General features: G+C 70.2%; 25 protein-coding genes. 10 read left to right on the top strand and 15 right to left on the bottom strand.

Annotated features, from left to right (window positions below; all coding sequences use genetic code 11):
• Positions 1-9: 9 nt before the first annotated feature.
• The gene (locus tag ACFYY8_RS14265) at positions 10-729 is read right to left on the bottom strand and encodes a DedA family protein (protein WP_390040685.1); all 720 of its coding nucleotides are present in this window, start codon (positions 727-729) and stop codon (positions 10-12) included.
• 167 nt (positions 730-896) lie between these two features.
• On the opposite strand from ACFYY8_RS14265, the gene fbaA reads away from it, so the two are divergent.
• Entirely contained in the window at positions 897-1,919 is a 1,023-nt protein-coding gene (gene fbaA, locus ACFYY8_RS14260) for a class II fructose-bisphosphate aldolase (RefSeq protein ID WP_390040683.1), read from the top strand.
• A 272-nt stretch (positions 1,920-2,191) separates the two neighbouring features.
• Here the strand turns inward: fbaA and ACFYY8_RS14255 are convergent, their stop codons facing one another.
• Genes ACFYY8_RS14255 through ACFYY8_RS14240 form a run of 4 tightly spaced genes read right to left on the bottom strand, consistent with a single transcriptional unit; the run spans position 2,192 to position 5,131 of the window.
• Positions 2,192-2,854 carry an NAD(P)-dependent oxidoreductase gene (locus ACFYY8_RS14255; protein ID WP_390040681.1) on the bottom strand — a complete coding sequence of 221 codons (663 nt, stop codon included), beginning with the start codon at positions 2,852-2,854 and terminating at the stop codon, positions 2,192-2,194.
• Positions 2,851-3,672, bottom strand: coding sequence for an SGNH/GDSL hydrolase family protein (locus ACFYY8_RS14250; RefSeq protein ID WP_390040679.1), 822 nt, complete (start codon positions 3,670-3,672; stop codon positions 2,851-2,853). Before ACFYY8_RS14250 ends, ACFYY8_RS14255 begins: the two co-directional genes overlap by 4 nt.
• Positions 3,669-4,379: a hypothetical protein gene (locus ACFYY8_RS14245; protein ID WP_390040677.1), complete on the bottom strand. Its 711-nt coding sequence runs from the start codon at positions 4,377-4,379 to the stop codon at positions 3,669-3,671. The genes ACFYY8_RS14250 and ACFYY8_RS14245 overlap by 4 nt, the downstream gene beginning before the upstream one ends.
• Complete coding sequence (locus ACFYY8_RS14240; RefSeq protein WP_390040675.1) at positions 4,376-5,131, bottom strand: SDR family NAD(P)-dependent oxidoreductase; 756 nt, start codon at positions 5,129-5,131, stop codon at positions 4,376-4,378. Before ACFYY8_RS14240 ends, ACFYY8_RS14245 begins: the two co-directional genes overlap by 4 nt.
• Positions 5,132-5,199: 68 nt before the next feature.
• Here ACFYY8_RS14240 and ACFYY8_RS14235 point away from each other — a divergent pair, with 68 nt between their 5' ends.
• The 3 genes from ACFYY8_RS14235 to ACFYY8_RS14225 all read left to right on the top strand — a co-directional run bounded on the left by ACFYY8_RS14235 (position 5,200) and on the right by ACFYY8_RS14225 (position 7,576).
• Positions 5,200-5,688, top strand: coding sequence for a MarR family winged helix-turn-helix transcriptional regulator (locus ACFYY8_RS14235; protein WP_390040673.1), 489 nt, complete (start codon positions 5,200-5,202; stop codon positions 5,686-5,688).
• Between the two features lie 74 nt (positions 5,689-5,762).
• On the top strand, positions 5,763-6,179 hold the full coding sequence (locus ACFYY8_RS14230; RefSeq protein ID WP_390040671.1) for a DUF3151 domain-containing protein: 417 nt from the start codon (positions 5,763-5,765) through the stop codon (positions 6,177-6,179).
• Between the two features lie 113 nt (positions 6,180-6,292).
• Positions 6,293-7,576: an adenylosuccinate synthase gene (locus tag ACFYY8_RS14225; protein ID WP_390040669.1), complete on the top strand. Its 1,284-nt coding sequence runs from the start codon at positions 6,293-6,295 to the stop codon at positions 7,574-7,576.
• Positions 7,577-7,667: 91 nt separating this feature from the next.
• Here ACFYY8_RS14225 and ACFYY8_RS14220 read toward each other — a convergent pair whose 3' ends face one another.
• On the bottom strand, positions 7,668-8,057 hold the full coding sequence (locus ACFYY8_RS14220; RefSeq protein WP_390040667.1) for a nuclear transport factor 2 family protein: 390 nt from the start codon (positions 8,055-8,057) through the stop codon (positions 7,668-7,670).
• A gap of 71 nt (positions 8,058-8,128) precedes the next feature.
• Here ACFYY8_RS14220 and ACFYY8_RS14215 point away from each other — a divergent pair, with 71 nt between their 5' ends.
• Positions 8,129-8,626 carry a winged helix-turn-helix transcriptional regulator gene (locus tag ACFYY8_RS14215; RefSeq protein WP_390040665.1) on the top strand — a complete coding sequence of 166 codons (498 nt, stop codon included), beginning with the start codon at positions 8,129-8,131 and terminating at the stop codon, positions 8,624-8,626.
• Between the two features lie 6 nt (positions 8,627-8,632).
• Here the strand turns inward: ACFYY8_RS14215 and ACFYY8_RS14210 are convergent, their stop codons facing one another.
• Complete coding sequence (locus tag ACFYY8_RS14210) at positions 8,633-9,217, bottom strand: HD domain-containing protein (RefSeq protein WP_390040663.1); 585 nt, start codon at positions 9,215-9,217, stop codon at positions 8,633-8,635.
• Between the two features lie 122 nt (positions 9,218-9,339).
• Here ACFYY8_RS14210 and ACFYY8_RS14205 point away from each other — a divergent pair, with 122 nt between their 5' ends.
• A complete protein-coding gene (locus ACFYY8_RS14205; protein ID WP_390040661.1) occupies positions 9,340-10,341 on the top strand; it encodes a GlxA family transcriptional regulator in 1,002 nt (333 codons plus the stop codon).
• Positions 10,342-10,343: 2 nt separating this feature from the next.
• Here ACFYY8_RS14205 and ACFYY8_RS14200 read toward each other — a convergent pair whose 3' ends face one another.
• A complete protein-coding gene (locus ACFYY8_RS14200; RefSeq protein ID WP_390040659.1) occupies positions 10,344-11,267 on the bottom strand; it encodes an alpha/beta fold hydrolase in 924 nt (307 codons plus the stop codon).
• A 55-nt stretch (positions 11,268-11,322) separates the two neighbouring features.
• Here ACFYY8_RS14200 and ACFYY8_RS14195 point away from each other — a divergent pair, with 55 nt between their 5' ends.
• Entirely contained in the window at positions 11,323-11,898 is a 576-nt protein-coding gene (locus ACFYY8_RS14195) for a TetR/AcrR family transcriptional regulator (protein ID WP_390040657.1), read from the top strand.
• A 382-nt stretch (positions 11,899-12,280) separates the two neighbouring features.
• Complete coding sequence (locus ACFYY8_RS14190) at positions 12,281-13,672, top strand: hypothetical protein (RefSeq protein ID WP_390040655.1); 1,392 nt, start codon at positions 12,281-12,283, stop codon at positions 13,670-13,672.
• A 57-nt stretch (positions 13,673-13,729) separates the two neighbouring features.
• On the opposite strand, the gene ACFYY8_RS14185 is transcribed toward ACFYY8_RS14190, so the two are convergent.
• The 4 genes from ACFYY8_RS14185 to ACFYY8_RS14170 form a co-directional block, all read right to left on the bottom strand.
• On the bottom strand, positions 13,730-14,845 hold the full coding sequence (locus tag ACFYY8_RS14185) for a hypothetical protein (protein ID WP_390040653.1): 1,116 nt from the start codon (positions 14,843-14,845) through the stop codon (positions 13,730-13,732).
• On the bottom strand, positions 14,842-15,360 hold the full coding sequence (locus ACFYY8_RS14180; protein ID WP_390040651.1) for a SigE family RNA polymerase sigma factor: 519 nt from the start codon (positions 15,358-15,360) through the stop codon (positions 14,842-14,844). The genes ACFYY8_RS14185 and ACFYY8_RS14180 overlap by 4 nt, the downstream gene beginning before the upstream one ends.
• A 114-nt stretch (positions 15,361-15,474) precedes the next feature.
• Positions 15,475-15,951 (bottom strand): lamin tail domain-containing protein, encoded by a 477-nt coding sequence (locus ACFYY8_RS14175; RefSeq protein ID WP_390040649.1) that lies wholly within the window; start codon positions 15,949-15,951, stop codon positions 15,475-15,477.
• 81 nt (positions 15,952-16,032) lie between these two features.
• Positions 16,033-16,938, bottom strand: coding sequence for a sigma-70 family RNA polymerase sigma factor (locus tag ACFYY8_RS14170; RefSeq protein WP_390040647.1), 906 nt, complete (start codon positions 16,936-16,938; stop codon positions 16,033-16,035).
• Positions 16,939-17,021: 83 nt separating this feature from the next.
• On the opposite strand from ACFYY8_RS14170, the gene ACFYY8_RS14165 reads away from it, so the two are divergent.
• Entirely contained in the window at positions 17,022-17,471 is a 450-nt protein-coding gene (locus tag ACFYY8_RS14165) for a carboxymuconolactone decarboxylase family protein (RefSeq protein ID WP_390040645.1), read from the top strand.
• A 101-nt stretch (positions 17,472-17,572) separates the two neighbouring features.
• On the opposite strand, the gene ACFYY8_RS14160 is transcribed toward ACFYY8_RS14165, so the two are convergent.
• The 3 genes from ACFYY8_RS14160 to ACFYY8_RS14150 are packed head-to-tail and all read right to left on the bottom strand — an operon-like array spanning position 17,573 to position 20,528.
• A complete protein-coding gene (locus ACFYY8_RS14160; RefSeq protein WP_390040643.1) occupies positions 17,573-17,995 on the bottom strand; it encodes a DUF6463 family protein in 423 nt (140 codons plus the stop codon).
• Positions 17,992-18,588: a DUF2867 domain-containing protein gene (locus ACFYY8_RS14155; RefSeq protein WP_390040641.1), complete on the bottom strand. Its 597-nt coding sequence runs from the start codon at positions 18,586-18,588 to the stop codon at positions 17,992-17,994. The genes ACFYY8_RS14160 and ACFYY8_RS14155 overlap by 4 nt, the downstream gene beginning before the upstream one ends.
• Complete coding sequence (locus tag ACFYY8_RS14150) at positions 18,585-20,528, bottom strand: fumarylacetoacetate hydrolase family protein (RefSeq protein ID WP_390040639.1); 1,944 nt, start codon at positions 20,526-20,528, stop codon at positions 18,585-18,587. Before ACFYY8_RS14150 ends, ACFYY8_RS14155 begins: the two co-directional genes overlap by 4 nt.
• 85 nt (positions 20,529-20,613) lie before the next feature.
• Between ACFYY8_RS14150 and ACFYY8_RS14145 the strand changes: the two genes are divergently transcribed.
• Positions 20,614-21,273 carry a TetR/AcrR family transcriptional regulator gene (locus tag ACFYY8_RS14145; protein ID WP_390040637.1) on the top strand — a complete coding sequence of 220 codons (660 nt, stop codon included), beginning with the start codon at positions 20,614-20,616 and terminating at the stop codon, positions 21,271-21,273.
• The last annotated feature ends 60 nt before the right edge of the window (positions 21,274-21,333 follow it).

Raw genomic sequence — 21,333 nt, 5'->3', positions numbered from 1 at the left:
GGAGAACGGTCAGAGACCGGGCTCACCAGGGGTGCCGGTCGGCGAGCCCCGGTGGTGCCTGCCCTGCGGAGTCTGTACGGCCTTGCCCTCCTTGCGGCTCTTCAGGACCTCCCGAATGATCGGGATGATGGACAGCAGGATGATCACGAAGGCGCCCGGCAGGATGTACCTGTCGACGTTGGGCACCGCGGAGCCGACCAGGCGGCCGAAGATCAACATGCTGTCGGTCCACAGCACGGCGCCGACGCAGTTCCACAGGAAGAACCGCTTGGCGTCCATGCCGAGCGCGCCCGCGACGGGGTTCAGGAACGTCCGCACGATCGGGATGAACCTGGCGATGACCACCGCCCTGGCCGGGCCGAACCGCTGGAAGTAGTATTCGGCCTTCTCCACGTACTCCCGCTTGAAGAGCCGGGAGTCGGGCCGGTCGAACATCTTGCGGCCGTATCTGGCGCCGAGATGGTGGCCGAGTTGGGCCCCCACGATCGCGCAGAGGGGAGCCAGGACGAGCAGCACGGGGAACGAGAGCGGTTCCAGGCCGGGTATGGCCTTGGCCGCCTCGGCCGTGCTGAACACCCCCGCCGCGACGAGCAGCGAGTCACCTGGCAGGAAGAAGCCGAGCAGCAGCCCGGTCTCGGCGAAGATGATGCCGAGCACGCCGATGGTGGCGAACGGGCCGAGCAGGCCGAGCCACCACTTCGGGTCGAGGATGTTATGCAGGAGGTCCATCGGCGTGAAGCCTACCCGGGCAAAGCCCCCGGATCGAGAGATCTTCGCGGGCACAAGTGTTGCCCGGACTGTCCGGCTGGGAAGGAACCCGGAATACTGGCTGAGGGCCTGGCCCCGGCCGGACCCCGCGCCAGCAGTTCACCGCCGTCTCTAGGGAGATGACACCGATGCCCATCGCGACTCCAGAGGTCTACGCCGAGATGCTCAACCGGGCCAAGGCCGGTGAGTTCGCCTACCCGGCGATCAACGTGACCTCGTCCCAGACCCTCAACGCCGCGCTCAGAGGGTTCGCCGAGGCGGAGAGCGACGGCATCATCCAGGTTTCGACCGGTGGCGCCGAATTCCTCTCCGGAACCACCGTCAAGGACATGGTGACCGGCGCGACCGCGCTGGCGGAGTACGCCAGGGTCGTCGCGGCCAAGTACCCCGTGACGGTCGCCCTGCACACCGACCACTGCCCCAAGGACAAGCTTCCCGGCTTCGTACGGCCGCTGCTGGACATCTCCCTCGAACGCGTCGCCCGCGGTCAGGACCCGTTGTTCCAGTCGCACATGTGGGACGGCTCCGCCGTACCGCTTGAGGAGAACCTGGACATCGCGCAGGAGCTGCTGGACAAGGCCGCCCGCGCGAAGATCGTCCTTGAGGTGGAGATCGGCGTCGTCGGCGGTGAGGAGGACGGCGTCGTCGGAGAGATCAACGAGAAGCTCTACACCACGGCGGAGGACGCCCTGGCCACCGCCGACGCCCTCGGTCTGGGCGAGCGGGGCCGCTACATGCTGGCGGCGACCTTCGGCAACGTGCACGGTGTCTACAAGCCGGGCCACGTCAAGCTCCGTCCCGGCGTGCTGAAGGAGATCCAGGAGGCCGTCGGCACGAAGTACGGCAAGGAGAAGCCCTTCGACCTGGTCTTCCACGGCGGTTCCGGTTCGCTGCTCGAGGAGATCCACGAGGCGATCTCGTACGGCGTGATCAAGATGAACATCGACACCGACACGCAGTACGCCTTCACCCGCCCGATCGCCGACCACATGTTCAAGAACTACGACGGCGTGCTCAAGGTGGACGGCGACGTCGGCAACAAGAAGGCCTACGACCCCCGCTCGTACGGCAAGGCGGCCGAGACCTCCATGGCGACCCGTATCGCCGAGGCCTGCCGGCACCTGAAGTCCGCGGGCACCAGGCTCACCTGAGCCTGAGTCCTTCGAGCCCGGGTCCACGTTCGGACCCGGGCTCCTCACGTTCGGAGGCCCCGGCGGTCCGCCTCGTTCGGAGGCCCTGACCGGCCGCTTTGTACGGAGATCCCGGCGACCCGCCTCATCCGGAGGTTCTGACAGCCCGCCTCATTCAGTGGCCCCGACGGGTCGATTTGTTGAGATCCCGGCGGCTCGCCTCGTTCGGGGATGACGACGAGCCGCCGGGAAACCGTTTCCGGCCCACCCCCGTCGCGGGGCCGGACACCGGGTCACGAACCGACCTCGACCGTCCTTCCCCAGGTCTCCCGGTCCTCGACGTGCCCGATCATGTAGTCGGCCAGGTCCGCCCTGGAGACGCTGCGCAGCCCCTCCAGGTGCCCGTCGACCGCGGCGCGGGGGTGCCCGGTCGCCGGTTTGTCGGTGAGCATGGGCGGGCGGATGATCGTCCAGTCCACGGAGCACGTCTTGACGAGCCGTTCCATGGCGGCCATGTCGGCGTAGCCGTACCGGTAGAGGCGCTGGATGACAAGCCTGGTGACCAGGCGCTGGGCCAGGGGGGTGCCCGGTGGGATCTCCAGGCCCGCGGACGACAGGCACAGCAGCCGCCGTACCCCGGTGCCGAGCATGGCGTCGACGATGTTGGACGTGCCCCGCGAGTAGACGGTCGTGGGGTGTTTACGGTCCCTGCTGCCCAGGCAGGACAGGACCGCGTCGTGGCCGCCGACGTTCCGCCGCCACGGCTCGGGTTCCAGGACGTCGCCCCGGATCACGGTCAGCCGGGGGTCCCCGCCCGCACCGCCACCCGCAACGCCGCCCGCGCCGAGCCTCGCCGGGTCCCGCACGACGGCGGTGACGTCGTGACCGGCGTCGAGGGCCCGGACCACGACCTGCAGGCCGGTGCCGCCCGTCGCGCCGAAGACGATCAGCCTCACGTGAGGTCCGCGAGGGTCTCGACCACGGCGACGGCCAGGGCCCGCTGGCCCGCGAGGGACAGGTGCACCCCGTCGTCGAGGTGGGCCTGGGCGCCCTCCTTCGCGACGGCGGGGCCGCTGCCGACCACGGGCTCCGGCTGGGCGGCCAGGAAGGCGCCGACGGGGTCGAGGTCGCGGTCGCTCCAGGAGAAACCGCCCTGCAGGAACGGCTGGTAGGCCGCGACCCGCGCGTCGTCGATCGGGCTCGGCGCGACCCACACCCAGCGGGCTCCGGTGCGCGCGGTGACGATGTCGCGCAGCGCTCCCAGGGTGCGGCCGGTCTCGTCGGGGCTGACCAGGATCGGCCCCTCTGGGCCGCCGAAGCGCCGCACGTCGTTGGCGCCCAGCATGCACAGCACCCAGTCGGGCCGCTGGAAGGCCACCGCGGGCGAGCCTGCCAGGGCCTGGGTGCTCGTCTGCCCGGAGACGGCCGTGTTCACCAGGACGATCCCGTCGCCGGGGCGCCGCAGGGCGAGGAGGTGGCGCAGGATCTCGAACCAGGACAGCAGGTCGTCGGTCGTGCTCTCGCCGACGGCCACGACGCGCAGGCCGGGCGCGAAGGGCAGCCTGTCCACCTTCTCGGCGAACGCGGGGTCGCCGAGCAGTTCCTCCGCCGTCCGGCGCACCTGGTCCTCGTGGTCGTGCCGTATCCGCAGGTAGGCGTCCACCTCCAGACCGAAGAGCGCGGCGACGCGGGTGTCGTCGAGCCCGCCGAGATAGCCGAGGACCTTCTCCGGGTGCTGGAACCTGATGAGCTTTTCGAGCATCGCGGTGTTCATGGAGTCTCCTTCGTGACGGTCGAGCGGCCGTTGCCGCGGGTCCGGGTGCGGGGCAGCAGGAATCCGGCGGCCACCAGCCAGGCCATGCCGCCGAAGCGGGCCACGGGCAGCAGCACGGCCAGCCCGGTCAGCGGGATGACGAGGGTGGTCAGCTCGGCCACCACGGCGATCACCAGGCCGGTCAGCGCGAACGGGCGCGGCAGCAGCCCGGCCAGCCAGCCCGGTACGGCGACGCCCGCGATGAGCAGTCCCAGGAAGACGACGTGCCCGACGCCGCCGGTGGCGAAGGCGAGGAAGTGCAGCGCGCGGACCACACCGGGCTCCGCGACCACCTGGGGGCGGGAGAGCGCCCAGCTGAACAGCGCGGACATGGTCAGCATGACCGAGGCGAGCGCGCCACCCGTCAGGGCGATGACGGCGCCGGGCGCGCGGACGCCGAGGTTGTGCAGCCGGGCCGAGGCGGTCGCGGCGTAGACGGCCAGCGGGACCGAGGCGGCGAACTGCAGGAACCCCGTCACCGCGACGGCGTTCCCGTTCTCCCTGAAGTAGTCGACGACCCCGTCCCCGAAGGGCGAGGGGAAGGTCGCGCCGCCCGCCATGATCGTGCTGACGATGATCCCGGCCAGGAACAGCACGGTGAACACGACGCCGAGGACGCCCAGCGGAGGCCCGCCCTGACCGTTGCGCCGTACGGTCGTCTCGCTCACACGATCACCCGGCCGCCGGTCAGGTCGAGGGTGACCCCGGTCACCCAGGACGAGGCGTCCGAGACGAGGTACAGGACGGCCTGGGCGACGTCCTCGGGACGCCCGATGCGGCCCAGGGGGTAGGAGGCGGCCAGCCCGTCGAGTTGCTCGTCGGACATGAACCGCCGCATGCGCTCGTTGAGCACGGCCGAGGGGGCCACGCAGTTGACGCGGACGCCGTACCCGCCGACCTCGTTGGCCAGGTGTTTGGTGAACATCACCACCCCGGCCTTCGCGGCGGCGTAGGCGGCGTTCGCCCCGCCGGGGTGGCGTCCCGCCGTCGAGGACATGGTGACGATCGCGCCCCGGCCCCGCTCGACCATGGCGGGCAGGAAGGCGGAGACCGTCAGGTAGACCGAGGTCAGGTCGGACTCGATGACCGCGCGCCAGCGGGCGGCCCCGAGGTCGGCCGTCGGGGCGGGCGCCCCGGAGCCGCCCGCGAAGGCGGCGAGGATCTCGACCTGCCCAAGCTCGCGTTCGATCCGCTCGCGCATGGCCGACACCTGGTCCTCGTCGGTGACGTCCGCGGGTACGGCCAGCGCCGTACCTCCTCGCGCGGTGATGTCGGCGACGACCTCGTCGATCGCCGCCCGGTCGCGGCCGTTCACCGCGACCTTCGCGCCACTGGCCGCCAGAACACGGGAGGTCTCGGCACCGATCCCCCGTGAGCCGCCGGTCACCAGCGCGACCCTGCCCGTCATGTCGTCGGACACGCTCTTCTCCGTTCTCTTTACTGAACTATTCATAGCAGAGAACCATTCACTACGACTACCATCGCTCCATGACCACAGAGGAGCACGACAGCGGGACGGCGCCACGGTCGAAGCCCAGGGGCACCGCGTTCCTGCTCGCGCAGGTGGGCGCGCACGCGGCGGCGCGCTTCGCCGAGCGGGTCGGCGTCCTGGGCGTCGCCCCCTCGGACGTCGGCCTGCTGCGCATGATCGCCATGCGCCCCGGACGCAGCCAGCAGTCCCTCGCCGGGGAGCTGGGGGTCGTGCCCAGCCGGGTCGTCACGCTGGTCGACGGCCTGGAGCGCAAGGGGCTCGTCGAACGGCGGCGCAACCCCCAGGACCGCCGCAACTACGCCCTGCACCTCACCGAGGAGGGCTCCCGCGTGATGGCCGGGATGCGCGAGGTGGGCGCCGCGCACGAGAACGACATCTGCGCCGCCCTCGACGAGGCCCAACGTGAGCAGCTCACCGCCCTCCTGGAGGCCGTCGCCGTACAGCAGGGCCTCACCCCCGGCGTCCACCCGGGCTACCGCCGCTGAGTCCCGCAGAAGTAAGGCACGTCTCAGGCGGCCGATCTTGGCCTGACCCCGTCCCAGCGGGTAGGACTGTCCCTATGGAATCCGAGAACCTTCTCGCCGGTCCGCCGCCCACCAGGCTGCCCGACCTGCCCGAGGCCAGGCAGGCGCTGGAGTCCGGCGCCCAGGCCTCAGACGTCGCCGCGCGCTTCCCCGCCTACCCCGCCGCCTGGGGGGCGCTCGCCGACGAGGCGTTCGCCGCCGGACACGCGGTGACCTCCTACGCCTTCGCCAGGACCGGCTATCACCGCGGTCTCGACCAGCTCCGCAGGGCGGGCTGGAAGGGCCACGGTCCCATCCCCTGGGAACACGAGCCCAACCGCGGTTTCCTGCGCTGCCTGCACGCTCTGGGCCGCGCGGCCCAGGCCATCGGCGAGAAGGACGAGGCGGAGCGTTGCCAGCAGTTCCTGAGGGATTCGAGCGCCGCGGCCGCCGAGGAACTGAACGGACGCTGACCCGCCAGGAAACGGACAATCCCCATTTCCCACCAGGTCAGGTATTCTCACCTCGCAAGAGCCCCTGTCGCGATTGCGTCAGGGGCTTTGGTTTTTGCGGTTGGAGACTAACGATGCCGGCTGTCGTTCTCGTGGGTGCCCAGTGGGGCGATGAGGGCAAGGGGAAGGCGACCGACCTGCTCGGTGACCAGGTCGACTACGTCGTCAGATACCAGGGTGGCAACAACGCGGGACACACGGTCGTCATCGGCGACCAGAAGTACGCGCTGCATCTGCTGCCGACGGGAGTGCTCTCCCCCAACGTCATCCCGGTGATCGGCAACGGTGTCGTCATCGACCCGGGTGTGCTGCTGAGTGAGATCGACGGCCTCCAGGCCCGTGGCGTCTCCTCGGAGCGTCTGCTCATCTCCGCGAACGCGCATTTGATCATGCCGCACCACAAGGCCCTCGACAAGGTCTCCGAGCGCTACCTCGGCAAGGCCAAGATCGGCACGACCGGCCGCGGCATCGGTCCCGCGTACGGCGACAAGATCTACCGCATGGGCATCCGGGTCCAGGACCTGCTCGACCCGGGCATCCTGCAGAAGAAGATCGAGATCGCCCTGGGTGAGAAGAACCAGATCCTCACCAAGATCTACAACCGTAGGTCCATCGACGCGAACCAGGTCCTCGACGAGTACCTCGGCTACGCCGAGCGTCTCAAGCCGCACATCGCCGACACCTCCCTGATCCTGAACAGGGCCCTCGACGAGAACAAGGTCGTGCTGCTCGAAGGCGGTCAGGGCAACCTGCTCGACATCGACCACGGCACCTACCCCTTCGTCACCTCCTCCTCCCCGACCAGCGGCGGCGCCTGCTCCGGTTCCGGCATCCCGCCGACCCGCCTGACCCGCGTGATCGGCATCCTCAAGGCCTACACGACCCGTGTCGGCTCCGGTCCGTTCCCGACCGAGCTCGACGACGAGATGGGCGACTGGCTGCGCACGACCGGCGGCGAGTACGGCGTGACCACCGGCCGCAACCGCCGCTGTGGCTGGTTCGACGCCGTCATCGCCCGCTACGCCAGCCGGATCAACGGCGTCACCGACTTCTTCCTCACCAAGCTGGACGTCCTGTCCGGCCTTGAGCGCATCCCGGTGTGCGTCGCCTACGAGGTGGACGGGGTCCGCTACGACGAGATCCCGATGACCCAGACCGACTTCCACCACGCCAAGCCGATCTACGAGGAGTTCCCCGGCTGGCAGGAGGACATCTCCGGCGCCAAGACCTTCGAGGACCTGCCCGCCAACGCCCAGGCGTACGTTAAGACCCTGGAGAGCATGAGCGGCGCCCGCATCTCGGCCATCGGTGTCGGCCCCGGCCGTACCGAGACCCTGCAGGTCCACTCGCTGATCTGATCTCGTACCGCGGACGCGGGGGCGGCGCCCAAGCACCGTCCCCGCGTCGCGTTTCCCTCTCCCTGCCTTCCCGTGCCCCCGCGCCGGGAAGTCATGCCTCGGAGCCGCGCAGGGCCGCGTCGAGCTTGAGGGTGTCCTCGACGACGACGTCGTCGACCATGCGGCCCCAGCGGAGGGTGACCCACTGCATGGCGAGGTTGCGGTACGGCGTCCCGTCCCGCAGGGTGCCGACAACCTGGAGGCACACCGCGACCCTGGTGTTCCACGGCCAGCCGTTGGCCACGACGTCGACGAGCCTCAGCCGGACACCGGGCAGACGCTCCTCGAAGCGGGCGAACCACGCCCGGAACGCGTCCCGGCCCCGCACATCCGCGCCCAGCGCCGTGTCCCCCACGAACCGGAATCGCACGTCGGGAGCGGCCATCGCGACCGCCGCCTCGTAGTCGCCCGCGCCCACCTTGCGCCAGGTTCTCCTGACCACCGACCGCACAATAGCGTGATACATGAAGCGCAAATTATCCTGCTGACTTGCTTTAAGCAAGGGACTCAAATATGACCAGAACGGACTTCACTGGCATCGCATGTTCGATCGCCCGTTCCGCGGCGATCGTGGGCGACCCCTGGGCGCTGTTGATCATGCGTGACGTGACGCTCGGCCTGCACAGGTTCGACGAGCTCCAGCGCGACCTGGGCGCCGCGACCAACGTGCTGAGCCAGCGTCTCGAACGACTGGTGGAGGGCGGTCTGCTCCGGCGTGAGCGCTACGCCGAACGGCCCGACCGGTACGGCTACCACCTGACGGACAAGGGCCGGGACCTGGTGCCCGTCCTGCTCGCGCTGACCGCGTGGGGCGACCGCTGGGAGGCCGACGACGCGGGCCCGCCGCTGATCGTCCGGCACCACACCTGCGGCGACGACACCCGGGCCACCGTGACCTGCCGGTCGTGCGGCGGTGAGCTGACCGCCGACCAGGTCGGCTACCACCCCGGCCCCGGCGGCCGCACGGACCGCGGCACCGCCCTGATAGGCACCGTCCTCGAAAGCCCCTGAGGGGGACTACTCCTCCAGCCGGTCGATCGGATTGGCGCCCATCAGGTCGGTCGCCCCGAGGGCCCGCTCCAGTTCGGCGAAAGAACCCTCCGGGTGCCGTTGGATCTCGCCGAGGAAGCGGTCGCGCATGTGCGACGCGAAGCCGAGGCGCGGATAGGCCTTCAGGACGCCGGAGAGATCATCCTTCTTGACGTGTTCGTAGCCGAGCCCGCCGACGTCCAGGGCGGCTCCCGCCTGGATCACGCGGTACTCGGGCACCTCCTCGGCGTGGATGTTGGCGTGCCGCAGGATCGCCTCCTCGACCAGGTGGATCCGGTCCAGGTCCCAGCCACGCCCTTCGAGGAAGCGGCACGCGTGGTCGGCCCCGACACGTGCGAACTCCGCCTCGCCCCGGTGGTCCGGGGCCAGGCCGAGGTCGTGGAGCATGGCCGCCACGAAGGCCGCCTCCTCGTCGATCTCGGGTTCGGCGACCAGGTACCGGCCGAAGAGGTAGGTGCGGTAGCTGTGGTTGAGCAGGTCCACGGGTTCGGCCTCGGCGGCGAGGGCGACCGCCGCCCTGGCGATGGGCGAGTCGGGAATCGAGGGAATCATCGGGTGCTCCGTACGTCACCGGTGGATGGACGATCACCATCGTCGATCGGCGAAACCGATGTCCGCAAGGACATGTACATGTCATATCCGGCCATCGCCATCCGTACGGCAGAGTGGGCACCGTGACTTCGCATCTCGTCGTGATCACCGTGTACGACGGTGTCGAACTGCTCGACGTCGCCGGACCGCTTGAGGTGTTCTCCACCGCCGACCGCCTTCTCGGCGAGGGCGCACCCGGCTACGAGATCGTGGTCGCCGGGCCTGAGGCGGGCCTCGTCCGCTGCGCGGGAGGCGCCTCGATCGCCGCCGACGTCTCCTGGACGGAACTGCGCCGCGAAATCGGGACGTTGATCGTGCCCGGTGGCCTGGTGCTGGACACGACCGGGCCCAGGGTCCTGCGGGCCGAACCGCTCATCGAATGGCTCACCGCCCTCGCCGACCACGACGTACGGAGGATCACGTCGGTCTGCGTCGGGGCCCACATTCTCGCGGCGGCCGGGCTGCTCGACGGACGGAGGGCGACGACGCACTGGGCGGCGGCGGAACGGCTCGCCACCGACCACCCCGAGGTGACCGTCGCCCCCGACTCGATCTTCGTGCGGGACGGGCACATCTGGACGTCGGCCGGGGTGACCGCGGGCATGGACCTCGCCCTCGCCCTGGTCGCCGAGGACCACGACGCCGAACTGGCCCGCCGGGTCGCCCGGTGGCTCGTCATGTACATGCGACGGCCCGGCGGGCAGAGCCAGTTCAGCGAACTCCTCGCGCACCCCTCCGCCTCGGACGCCGGGATCGCGCGTCTGCAGGCGTGGATACCGGACCACCTCACCGAGGACCTCTCCAACGAGGCGCTCGCGCGCCGGGCCGGCCTCAGCGTCCGCCACTTCTCACGGCTCTTCCGCCGCCAGGTCGGGGTCACACCCGCCGACTACGTCGAGACGATCAGGGTGGAGGCCGCGGCACGGCACCTGCTCCACACCGGCGGCGGCCTGCGGACCATCGCGAACACGGTCGGCCTCGGCTCCGTCGAGACACTCCACCGGGTCTTCAGACAGCGCTTCGGCGTCACCCCGACGGACTACCGGGAGCGTTTCACCACCCCACGAACGGCTCCGGAGGACTGAGCTCAAGGACGGCGCTCGACCTCGGCCAGGAAGGCGTTGACCGTGCTCTCGACGCGCTCGGGGAACTCGCCGTTGACGGCGTGCGACGCCTCCGGCCAGAGTTCGACGGTGCCGCGCCGCAGAAGACGGCGTGCCCGTGCCACGGCCTTCTCCGGATTGTGGATGATGCTCCGGCCGCCGATCACCACCAGGGTGGGCAGGTCGATCCCGGAGATCTGCTCGTCGGTGGGGTAGTCGGGCCGGGGGAGGGCGGCGGTGAAGTCACGCATACCGGAGGCGATCAACTCGGCGACGGGCTCGTCCTCCGAGGCGTCGGCGCCGCCGGAGATCCAGCTCAGCAGGCGTCGCCGTACCGCGCCGGGCATGGGGAGCACCGACCCCAGGGAGACGACGACGACCTTCCAGGTGATGCCACCGAAGGTGACGGCCGGTTCGAGCAGGACGAGTGAGCGGATCCCGGCCGGCCGGCGGACGACGAGGTTGAGCGCGGACCAGCCGCCGATCGACAGCCCCAGCACGTGGAGCTCCGGCTCCGGCAGGCCGTCGACCAGGGAGGCGAGCCAGGCCGCCTGGTCCTCCGAGGAGGTCAGCGGCCGGGTCTGCACGGACAGGCCCGGCTCTCCCATGAGGTCCACCGCGTACACCGGGCGGTTCCTCGCCAGACCCGCCAGGTTGGCCTCCCACATGGGCGCGGCCGCCGTACGGCCGGGCAGCAGCAACAGCGGCACCCCGTCGGCGGGCCCGAACCGGTAGGCGCGGACGGTGCCGAAGTCGGTCGGCACGTCCAGCGTCGCGCTCGGAGTGGGCAGGGTCGCCAGCGCACGGTCGTAGGCCTGCCGATATCTGGCGTAGGCGGCGGCGTCGTGGAAGTGACCGAGCCCGCCCGCCTTGAATGCCGCCCCGACGTTCGGCGCGATGGTGTCCATGGCAACCCCCTCGTTTACGATACGATCGTACTGTAAACGCTCCACGGAGGTGAAGATGCCGAAGCGCGTGGACCACGACGCGCGGCGTGAGGAGATCGCCAGGGCTGCGCTTCGGCTGTGCGTGCGCGAGGGCCCGGAGGCGGTGACCGTCGGGCGCGTCGCGGTGGAGGCCTCGATCTCCAAGGGCCTGGTCCAGCACTACTTCCCCGCCAAGGAAGAGCTGTTGCGGCTGGCCGCGACCATGCGGCGGCACGACATCGAGAGCGCCTTCGCGGCAGCCGTACGACCGGGTGATCCGCCGCGTACGGCGCTGCGTCAGGTCCTTCTGGCGCTTGTGGACCTCGGCGCCGAACAGATCCTGACGGGTCACGCGTTCCTCGCCTCGACCGCCGCGAACCCCCAGCTTCACCGGCTCTACCGGGAGGGGTTGTCCGCCGCGACGGCCGCCGTCACGCGGCTCGTCGCCGGAGCGTACGGTCCGGCCGTCGCCGCCGAGGCGGAGGCGCGCATCCTGCTCGGCGCGGCGGGCTCACTCGCCGACGCGCTCATGCTGGGTGAGATCGACCGCGACACGGCCGTCGCGACACTCGACCTGCAACTGAACCGCCTCGCCGTCGATCCGGCCTCGTGATCATCGGTACGGGCCCTCCGGCGCTGGACGGCCGATTTCACCAAAGGCGGGATGTTCGTCCGCTCCCAGGAGACCGCCGCGGGCCACCTGCGCGTCATGGTCCAGGCTCCCACCCACACCGAGCCGCCCGCCGTACCCGAAAAGGAACCCGCTCCCCGGAGAAGGAGAACCCCTGACCGGCCGGGCGTCGAAAGGGTCCCCGGAAGTGCGCTGCGACTCCACGGCGGCTCCACGGCGGCTTCACTGCGCGGAGGGCGCGCCGTACGGCACCGGCTTTTCGGACCGGCCCGCCTGAGCGGTAAACGCATTTTCTGTGGCGGGTGTCATATCTGACATACGCGACATCCGTCGCGAGGGAAAAAGCGGATGTGGAAGGGAATTCATGCTGCCGTTAAGCGGTGTGACCCAGCAGGAACCGTTCACCCACCCCCAACTCCCCCAGCCTCCGCTCCGTGCGACGCTGCACCGGCTGGTACGGCGCGCCTACGACAGGGTCCTGCCCGGTGACCTGGGCGCGTTGCGGGTCGCGCTGGGCAGTACCGGGGTGGACAACTACGCCAGGACCGCCGCCCCGCTGGACTACACGAACGCGGCGGCCAACGTCACCCTGGAAAAGCTGATCGCGGTCCTCGCCGACAAGACGCCGTACGTCGCGCAGGCGGGAGACCGGCAGAACCAGCCTCCTGGCGACGCCGGTCAGACGGTGCTGAAGACCATGGTGGACGAGGCGACCACCGCCTTCACCCAGATCGCGGCGGGCAACGCCGACGCGCACATCACCGCCGTCTTCAACCTGCCGAACGGTGCCAGGCTGCCGGAGATCAAGCAGACGTTCACCGACGCCGCGACCGGGTTGAGGCGCCTCTACGACAACCGGATGATCCTGCTGGACAGCCGTGGTGACCTGGCCATCCAGGGTGCCGGGGCCGTGTCCTCGCCCAAGTCGCTGACCGTCCCCATGACGTTCGCGGACGCCCGTACCGACCATCGGGTCCGCACTCTGTTGCACGAGTCCTTCCACATCGCCAGCAAGAGCATCGTGGACCACATCTACTTCGGCGCGGCGGGCTTCGCCGCGATCGCCTGGCCGAAAATGAAGACCAACGCCGACCACTACGCCGAGGTGGCCAGGCGCCACACGAACCTCGTCCTGCCCGCGCCCGCGCCGCTCGCCGTACTCTCCCCGGCCGCCGGTCCGGCCCTGACGGTCCCGCAGGAGACCAAGGTGAGTCAGGCGCTGACGGAGGCCCAGGAGCGTCTCACCAAGGGCTGGGCCCGGTCGCTGTGGGTGTGGCAGAACATGGCGTTCGTCCAGAAGTACCAGAACTCCTACATCTGGCTGGGTGAGGCGCCGACCGAGTTGCTGCTCCGGCAGCTCATGCTGGAGTCGCAGCAGATCTCGATGACCCTGCACCACGGGCCGGGAGGCCGCTCCACCACCCCGGTCAGCGCCATGCCGGTGCTTCCCCTGGTCACCGCCTACGACCTCGCGGTGATGGAGGAGGTCCTGGCCGACCTGCACCAGCTGGTCGGCTGGGGTCAGGCGCAGCACACCGTGCACGTCCTGGCGGCCGGGACGCCCGTGCCCGCGGGGAACGCGGCCTACCTGTGGGCCGCGGACGTGACGAACGCGGCGACGCCGATGTCCAACCTCGCCGACCAGCTCGTCACCCAGGCCACCCAGTCTCTGGCCAACTCCTGGCTGCCGAACGCCCCCGCCCTCAAGACCCTCGTGGACGGCATGCGCGTCCGGTACGACCAGCTCTCCAGCTGAACGCGGGAAGGGCGTCGGAGCCCCCTTGTCCGACGCCCTTCCTACGCGCTCGGCGGATCACTCGCTCGCGATCCCCGGCAGGGTCAGGTACAGCACGTTCGGATAGTCAGTCAGCCGACGGGCCTTCCCGGTACCGATGTCGACCCCGTAGACATAGGTGCGCTTCGCGTCCTGCACGACGACCGTGAGTTCCGACCCACTCCGCCAGGGACCGGTGGCCGTGACGGGTTGCCCCTCGGGGAGGCCGTCGATGGGCACCTTGCGCACCCTGCGCCCGGTGCCGACATCGAGCAGGGTGAGCGTGCGCAGCTCCTGGACCCACTTCTTGGCGTCGCGTCTCTCGAAGGCGGCGACCGTACGGCCGTCGGGAGAGACCTCGCTGAAGCCCATGAACGTGCCGTCGAAGTGCACCATCCTGCCTCCACCGGTGACGGGCATCAGCCGCAGGTCGGTCCTGAGGTACCGGACGAGCTCGGCGACGCCGCCGCGCACACTGACCGTCTCGTACTGGCCGGGCACCCGCACCGTCGTGCCGGTGCGCACGTCGATCAGCAGCCCCGGCTTCTTGGTCCCCTCACGCGGGTCGAACACCACGTGACGGCCGTCGTCGGAGAGCACGAGCATGGAGCCCGCACCGATCTGTGACTCCTTCACCGTGGCGGGGGACGTCGTCTCGGAACCGCCCACGAGATCGCGCACCACGTGCGCCTGGGCCTGCTTGCTGTAGTAGGCGAGCATGCGCCCGTCCCGGCTGATCGCGACGGGCACCCGGTGGTTCCTGGCGGTCATGGCGAGCGCCTGCGGCAGCCGGTAGGTCGTGCCCGCGCGGGTGACCACCCGCCACTCCACGGAGGAGCAGTCGAGGGCCTTCCGCTTGTCCACCTTGCAGGGCGTCTCGTACGCGTATTCGAGCGGCCCCACGTTGCCCCCGGGCAGGTCGGCGATCGCCCCCGCCCGCAGTGACGTGGCCGCCTCCGGGGACCGGGACCGTGTCACGGCCGCCATCACCGTACCCGTGGCCACGACCGTGGCGACCGTGGCGAAGGCGGCCAGCACGGTGGTCGTGTGCCGTCTGCGCCGGTTCCCCGTCAGGATCCGGTCGACCATGCCGGACAGGTCCGCCGAGGGCGCCTCCTCGGCGAGGCCGTTCAGGGCTCTGCGCAGCCTCGTCATACCGCCACCTCCTGCAGCAAGGAAAGGGAACTCCGGTCGGACAACTCGGGCGCGAGCTTGCGCAGGCGGGCCAGCGCGCGGTGGGTCTGGCTCTTGACGTTGCCGACCGAACAGCCCAGCGCCTCGGCCGTCTGCGTCTCGGTGAGGTCCTCCCAGAAACGCAGCACGAGTACGGCGCGCTGCTTGCGCGTCAGCTTGGTCATCGCCTGACGCAGCATGATCCGGTCGATCGTCCCCTCGTCATGGGAGGCGCCGCGCTCGGGTGGAGAGGCGCTCGGCCACTCCCGCTGTAACCGCCGCCGCCACGAGATGTACTGGTTCATCAGCGCCTTGCGCGTGTACGCCTCGGGGTTGCCGTCGACGGACAGCTTGGGCCACTGTTTGGCGACCTTGATCAGCACGCTCTGCAGCAGGTCCTCGGCGAGGTGCGCGTCGCCCGTGAGCAGGTACGCGGTCCTCGTCAGCGCCTGCTGGCGGGCGAGCACGAACTCGCGGAAACCGTCGTGACGATCCAATGTGATCTCCTCTCGCCGGTTCCCAACGCGACCAACCACGCGAAAGGTTGCAGGACACCTCAAATGGAAAGAGCCCGCTCCTTCCGGAGCGGGCTCCTCGGCGGTTCACCCCGCCTAGACACAGTTGACGTACTCGACCCGGGACGAGTTGTAGGAGCAGGAGTCGACCAGCTTCCCCTTGGGGTCACGCAGGTAGCCGGTGTCCCTGGTCTGGTTCCAGATGTAGGCGAGCGTGCCCCCGCTCCTGCCCCAGTACCGGGTGGTCGAGGTGTCCTTCCCCTTACCGGTCCGCAGGGTCACCGTCTTGCCCGCGCCGAGGGTGAGGGCGCCGAACGTGTAGACGTGGTCGGAGCGACGCGTCTCGTCGCGGATGGTCCAGCCCTTGAGGCCGACCGCTCGCCGGGTCGTGTTCTTGACCTGGATGTACTCGCCGTTCAGGCTGCTGTTCGCCCCAAAATCGGGTGACCCAGGCGAGTTGTACCAGATGCGGGTGATCTGAAGGGACGGAGTCGCGGCGGCCTGAACGGGCAGGGCAGGGGCGAGCGTGGCAGCGGCCAGTGCCACCGCGCAGGCCAGGGGGAGAGAACGCACCAATCCTCCGGAAGTGCAGTAAAAGGTAACTCTGCTAGTGATCCTCGCACTTCACGCGTCTTTTGAGCAGGGCCCGACGACTCACGCCGGGTCGGGCAGGTCCATCCGCGCGAGCTTGGCCGGGTCGACGAAGGCCGTGATGGCGGCGATCCGGCCCTCGGTGACGGTGAACGCCAGGACGGAGAGCGGGGTGCCGTCCTGATGCCAGGAGACGAAGCCGGGCAGGCCGTTGACGAGCACCGCCCGGCCGAGGACGCCCGCGCCCGAGGACAGCCGCGCGCCCCCGGCGACCTTGGTCGCGCCGAGGACGACGACCACGCCGGTGGGGGTGTCGACGGTCAGCTTCACCTCGGGGTCGAGCAGGCGCAGCAGTTCCTCGAAGTCCCCGCGGCGGGCGGCCGCCAGGAAGGCCTGGACCACCTCGCGCCGCTCCCGTCCGGCACCCGCCGGACGCTCCGTCGCCCGCACCTTCCTGCGGGCCCGGCTGGCGAGCATCTTGGCGGCGTCGGTCGACCTGCCGAGGATCTTGCCGATCTCGTCGAACGGCACCGCGAACAGGTCGTGCAGCACGAAGGCCAGCCGCTCACTCGGCCGGAGCGATTCGAGGACGACGAGGAGCGCGAGCCCGACCGAGTCGGCGAGCACCGCGTCCTCCTCGGGAGCGGGACCGTCGTCGGGAGTCACCACGAACTCGGGCAGCCGGTCGTCCAGGAGCACCTCGGTGCGGGCCCGGCGCGTTCGCAGGATGTCGAGGCTGATCCGGGCGACCACCGTGGTCAGCCATCCCGCGAGGTTGGCGATGTCGGCGGTGTTGCCAGTGGCCGTCGCGTCCTGGCGGGACAGCCGCAGCCACGCCTCCTGGACCACGTCCTCGGCGTCGGCGTGCGATCCGAGCACACGATGGGCGACCGCGCGCAGCCGGTCGCGCTGCGACTCGAATACCTCGGTCATCGGATCGGCGGGCCTGGCCTGGCCGGTGTCGTGCATGTTGTTACCTTCCGCAGAACCGCTCCGTCATGGGTGATGACGAGCCAGAACGGGCTCAGGTAACCGACAAGGGAGCAGGAACCATGGAAGCACGCCTGAAAGGTACGGCAAGCCCCGAGCTGGTCGAGGGGATCGCGAAGCTGTACAAGGTGATTCACTCCGGAGGTGTCGACGGCCGTCTGCTGTCGCTGGTCCACCTGCGCGTCAGCCAGATCAACGGCTGCAGCCCGTGTGTCTTCGCCTCGGTCACCTCGGCGAAGAAGGCCGGTGAGACCGACGAGCGGCTGCACCACGTCGTCGCGTGGCGCGAGACGTCCTTCTTCACCGACGAGGAACGGGCCGCGCTCGCGCTGGCCGAGGCCGCCACCCGGATCCAGGACGGCGCTCCCGGCGTGACCGACGAGATCTGGGACGGCGCCGCCGACCACTTCACCGGCGACCAACTGAACGCGATCACCATGGAGATCGCGCTGACCAACTTCTTCAACCGGATCAACCACACGATCCGCGAGCAGGCCGGCAAAACCTGGTGAACCGGACGGGGCGTCGTCGCGACGGACGACGCCCCGCCGGGAACGTGAGCCGGACGCCCCCGTGGTGACCGGCTCGGCTCCATCCCAGGTGAGGTCGCGAGTCAGCGCGGCGCGGGCACGTCCCTCCGCGCCGCCAGGACGATGAGCGCTCCGGCGACGGCCCCGAGGAAGAACGGGGACGGCACGAGGATGACGCCGCCCACCACGCACCACACCGCGACACCCCAGCCGACTCCGGCGGGTACGGTCACCCCACGCCCGGCGAGGTGCCACGTCAGGCAGCCCAGGAGGACCAGGGGAACCGCGAAACTTCCCGGACCGGCCCAGAAGACCGTCTTGTCCCGCAGGGTCTCCACCAGCTCACCCGTGTCACCGCCTGTGCCGAGGAACGGGACGGCCGCCCACAGGCCCTGCCGTACCCAGTCGGAGATCCGCGCCCAGCCGGTGAGCACCACCACGGACAGGTGCCCCGCACCCAGCGCGATCATGATCCCGCTCGCCCAGCGGAGCATCCTGAAGTTCATCGGGGCGTCCTTTCCGCGTGGTCACGCCAGGCCCGTTCCCAGCGCCGGGTCAGCGCCGGGTAGACGACGAGATACCTGAAGGGTGCGATGGCGGCCATGTAGAGCCGTCCGAACAGGCCGTTGGGCTTGACGAGGACGGCCATCCTCAGTTCGTGGTCACCGCCGGCCCCCCGGACCCAGCCCAGGTGCATCACGGTGTGCACGGTCCTGTTCGCCAGCTCCCTGGCCGACTCCGTGTCGAGTTCGTAGACCGCCTTGAGCGGCATGGTCTCGCTGTCGGCGCCACGGGGGGCGTCGCGGAGGTCGTCGGGCAGGCGGTCGCGCAGCGAGCCGACCCGCGCGCCGACGCCAGAGGACGGCCTGTCCCAGCCGAGAAGCGCGCCGATCCTCCAGCGGAGGGCGAACAGGAACCGCGCGGGCCGGGGCAGCTTCGCGAGCCCCCCGGCGGTCCGCATCGCCTCAAGCATCGTGGGGAAGTCGCCGGGCCCGGCGCCGGGAGTGCGGAACGACCACACGTCCTCGACCGTGAAGTCCCCGGTGAGTTCGTGGACACGCCAGGGCAGGCGGGTGTGCGCGGCTTCGGGGAGCCTCACGAGAGTCCCCGTGTCGCGTCCCAGTCGGCCATCATCGCCATCAGCGTCAGCTGGTTCAGTTCGGGCGTGGTCCCGGGGTCGAGTTCGCGGTAGCGGCGGTGCAGGTTGACCACGATCCGCTCGGCGTCCAGCCAGGTGGCGTACTCCCCGAGATCGACGACCTTGGCCGCCTCCGCGAAGGGGACGCCCCGGGCGTGGGCGGCGTCGGCCTGCTCGACCACATGGGTGAGATAGCCGCGTACCGCGCGAACGCCGTCGGGGTCGGTGACCGGGCCGTGGCCGGGGACGATCGTGTGGGCGCCGGTGGCGACCATCCTGTCGCAGGCGGCGATCCAGTTGCCGATCGGTCCGCTCCACACGATGGGGGTGCAGCCGACGAACAGCAGGTCCCCCGCGAAGAGCACCCCGGCGTCGGGCACGTGCACGACCGTGTCGGCTCCGGTGTGGGCGGGGCCGAGGTTCGTCAGACGTACCTCACGCCCTCCGACGTCCAGGGTGAGTTCCCCGTCGTAGGTCCGGTCGGGCAGCCGCAGACGGATCCCGCCGAAGTCGAAGGGCCCGAACCGCTCACGGAGGTAGGGGGTCGCGGGGCCGATCTCCATGACCTGGGTGGCGGTCAGCAGCTCCGCGGGCATCTCGTGCGGCATCTCCGCACCGGTGGCCGTGGCGGCGACGATCTCGACGCCCTCGCCGAGCAACTGGTTGCCGTGGGTGTGGTCGCCGTTGGAGTGGGTGAGGACGGCGTGGGTGAGCGGGTGCCGAGCGGTGACGTGCCGCATCGCGTGGAGCATCTCGGCCGTCAACGGCAGGTCGAACAGGGTGTCCACCAGGATCGAGGCGCCCTCTCCCGCGACCAGCCCGGCGTTGCTCAGGCCGTACCCGCCGTCGGGCAGCAGCCAGGCCCACACGTCCGCGCCGACCTCGTGCAGACCGCGCGTGTAGGGCAGCCGCGACGACGCCCTGTTCACGCGCGGACGCGGCGGAAGCCGGTCGGGGTTGTCCCGGGGCGCCAGCGCGTACGGCCTGGCCGACGCGCGAACCGTCTGCCGGGTACGGCCCAGCCCCTCGACGGTCAGCTCGACGACGTCGCCGTCCTTCAGCCAGCCGGGGAAGGAGCCCGGGTCCGCCAGGGACAGGTGCTCGACGAGGCAGCAGCCCGGCACCGTACCCGAACCGAACACGTCACCGGGCAGCAGGTCGACACCGCGCGACGCGTAGGAGACGACCTCGCCGAAGCTCCAGTCCATCGAGTCCGTACGGCCGGAGCCGATGACCCGGCCGTTGACGGCCGCCTCGACCCGCAACGCGAGCCTGCCGTCGCGGAAGTAGGGCTCAAGCTCGTCTGGCGTGACCAGGAACGGGCCGAGCGTGGTCGCGCCGTCCTTGCCCTTGGCCTGGCCGATCGCCAGCGCGGCCTCGTGCGTCTGCAGGTCCCGCGCCGACCAGTCGTTGTAGACGGTGTAGCCGACGATGCGCTCCTCGGCCTGCTCAGGGGTGAGGTCCCGGCCGCCGGGGCCGATGACCGCCGCGATCTCCAGCTCGAAGTCGAACCAGGAACTGCCCGGGGAGATCGCCACGTCGTCGTACGGCCCGACGACCGTCGCGGGAGCGGCGAAGTAGAAGGCCGGGATCTGGTACCAGGCGTCCTTGAGCGTGCGTGGCTGCCCCATGGCCTGCCGGCAGTTGCGCATGTGGTCCAGGAAGCACAGGCAGTCGCGCATCGAGGGCGGACGCGGGATCGGCGCGCGCAGTCTGACCCCGGCCAGCAGGACCGTGTGCGCCTCCGAGGCCAGTGCCGCCTCCCCGGCCGCGCGCAGCTTCTCCGAACCCTGGCCGATGAGGTCGATCAGGCTGACACCCGGCCCGATCGGGTGGATCCGGTCGTCGTCGACCACTCCGACGCGGTCGCCGTCGTCCGTTTCGTAGGTGACCCAACGCATGGATGCCTCTTTCTATGTTGACTGACACAGAATATATCGATCAACACTTGGTAGGTCATCGGGCATACCTGGTTTGATGGGTCACATGGCCACGCGACGTACCGAGATGACGCAGGAGAGCCGCCGGCTGCTGGTGACGGCCGCGTCCGAACTCTTCGCCGAGAAGGGCTACCGGCAGACGAGCTTCATCGACATCGCCGACCGGGCCGGTATCAGCCGTGGCTCCATCCCCTGGCACTTCGGCAACAAGCTGGGCCTGCTTGAGGCGGTGATCGACGACCGGCTCGACGCCATGCTGACCGCCTTCGGCCCGGCCCCGGCGCCCGTCCTGGCTTCGGGCCCTGCCTCAGGAACCTCGGCTTCCGGCCGGGCTTCAGGAGGCCCGGTTCCGGGGGAGGTGCGCGGCGACCCGCTGGAGCAGGTGATGACCTTCATCCGCATGCCCGCCGCACGCCTGTTCATCACCCTGCTCGCCGAGGCCGTCGAGGCCGACTCACCGATCCGCGACCACTACGCCCGGCTCCACACGGCCCTCAGGGAGGCCGTACGGGCCCGGATCCCGGTCCACGCCCTACCGCCGGGCACCACCCCGGAGGCCTTCACGGTCGTCCTGGTGGGAACCGTCATCGGCATCCACGCCCAGTGGCGGATAACCCCGGAAGCGGTGGACCTGGAAGCCGTCCGCACCGCACTCCGCGCCCTGCTTTCCACGGTCCTGGAGGGCACCGGGACCGACCGGGGGTGACGAGGGCCGGTCACCGGGGCATATTCTGTCCGGTTCCTGGGGTGGCGTTTGACCAGGCCG

Origin of the sequence: Streptosporangium sp. NPDC001559 (genome assembly GCF_042893955.1) — a bacterium.
Classification (GTDB): Bacteria; Actinomycetota; Actinomycetes; order Streptosporangiales; family Streptosporangiaceae; genus Streptosporangium.
The sequence above is the reverse complement of the archived record's forward strand: the minus strand, read 5'-3'. Positions and strand labels throughout refer to the sequence as shown.

Coding starts and splice junctions, on each gene's coding strand:
- ACFYY8_RS14265 (WP_390040685.1), bottom strand. CDS start 729: ATGGACCTCCTGCATAACATCCTCGACCCGAAGTGGTGGCTCGGCCTG.
- fbaA (WP_390040683.1), top strand. CDS start 897: ATGCCCATCGCGACTCCAGAGGTCTACGCCGAGATGCTCAACCGGGCC.
- ACFYY8_RS14250 (WP_390040679.1), bottom strand. CDS start 3,672: ATGAACACCGCGATGCTCGAAAAGCTCATCAGGTTCCAGCACCCGGAG.
- ACFYY8_RS14235 (WP_390040673.1), top strand. CDS start 5,200: ATGACCACAGAGGAGCACGACAGCGGGACGGCGCCACGGTCGAAGCCC.
- ACFYY8_RS14230 (WP_390040671.1), top strand. CDS start 5,763: ATGGAATCCGAGAACCTTCTCGCCGGTCCGCCGCCCACCAGGCTGCCC.
- ACFYY8_RS14225 (WP_390040669.1), top strand. CDS start 6,293: ATGCCGGCTGTCGTTCTCGTGGGTGCCCAGTGGGGCGATGAGGGCAAG.
- ACFYY8_RS14215 (WP_390040665.1), top strand. CDS start 8,129: ATGACCAGAACGGACTTCACTGGCATCGCATGTTCGATCGCCCGTTCC.
- ACFYY8_RS14210 (WP_390040663.1), bottom strand. CDS start 9,217: ATGATTCCCTCGATTCCCGACTCGCCCATCGCCAGGGCGGCGGTCGCC.
- ACFYY8_RS14200 (WP_390040659.1), bottom strand. CDS start 11,267: ATGGACACCATCGCGCCGAACGTCGGGGCGGCATTCAAGGCGGGCGGG.
- ACFYY8_RS14195 (WP_390040657.1), top strand. CDS start 11,323: ATGCCGAAGCGCGTGGACCACGACGCGCGGCGTGAGGAGATCGCCAGG.
- ACFYY8_RS14190 (WP_390040655.1), top strand. CDS start 12,281: ATGCTGCCGTTAAGCGGTGTGACCCAGCAGGAACCGTTCACCCACCCC.
- ACFYY8_RS14185 (WP_390040653.1), bottom strand. CDS start 14,845: ATGACGAGGCTGCGCAGAGCCCTGAACGGCCTCGCCGAGGAGGCGCCC.
- ACFYY8_RS14170 (WP_390040647.1), bottom strand. CDS start 16,938: ATGCACGACACCGGCCAGGCCAGGCCCGCCGATCCGATGACCGAGGTA.
- ACFYY8_RS14165 (WP_390040645.1), top strand. CDS start 17,022: ATGGAAGCACGCCTGAAAGGTACGGCAAGCCCCGAGCTGGTCGAGGGG.
- ACFYY8_RS14160 (WP_390040643.1), bottom strand. CDS start 17,995: ATGAACTTCAGGATGCTCCGCTGGGCGAGCGGGATCATGATCGCGCTG.
- ACFYY8_RS14150 (WP_390040639.1), bottom strand. CDS start 20,528: ATGCGTTGGGTCACCTACGAAACGGACGACGGCGACCGCGTCGGAGTG.
- ACFYY8_RS14145 (WP_390040637.1), top strand. CDS start 20,614: ATGGCCACGCGACGTACCGAGATGACGCAGGAGAGCCGCCGGCTGCTG.